Raw genomic sequence first — 671 nt, forward strand, 5'->3', positions numbered from 1 at the left:
GGTGGGAGTCGAACCCACGTCCCCTATAAACAGCTTTATATTAAACATTCAAGGTATTATTAAAATAAACGAATACGCTTTTGACTACAATAAATAAAATTTAATGCTTGTGGGGGCATATTTTAATTTTTATTTATAGAATCTTTAATTAGTTTTGCTAGTATTCTTATCTGTTCAGTTCCTTCTTGTATAGGAATCAAATTATTATCTTCAATTTCTTTCATCCACTTATCATCTTTTATTCCTGGCGCAACAGGTATTGCACCAACACCATTACAATCTATACTTTTAAACTCTTCTTTAAATATATCCTCCTTAGATTTTTCAGGGCTGTATGGATATAAAATAATAGCATATTTTATCGCTCTCTCACCAACAGATAAATTCTTACTCCTTATAGCATCTCTGTATCTATGCATCGTATTAATGTCTTCTTCTTTTCTTTCAACCTTCAGCTCTTCTATCAATCTTCGATCTAATCTAACTAGATCAACATTAGATAAAACTTTCCATCTATTATCTATTTTCGCTTTTAATTGTAATTTATATTTTGAATCAAATATTACTAGTTGTTTATCTTCTAAAAGTTCGATACTAAAATCTGGTCTTTGTGGAACTATAGGACTATAAAAATTCAACGTATTTTTACCATATTCTTTATTTCCAAATAT

Annotated in this window: 1 protein-coding gene; it reads right to left on the minus strand. The window is 28.8% G+C overall.

All coding sequences use genetic code 11. The features are described 5' to 3' along the window. Positions 1-122 precede the first annotated feature (122 nt). The coding region (locus KVT37_RS31735; RefSeq protein ID WP_217578954.1) for a nuclease domain-containing protein at positions 123-671 on the minus strand (549 nt) is incomplete at its 5' end.

The organism is Mesorhizobium sp. GbtcB19 (assembly GCF_019091085.1).
GTDB lineage: Bacteria > Pseudomonadota > Alphaproteobacteria > Rhizobiales > Rhizobiaceae > Mesorhizobium.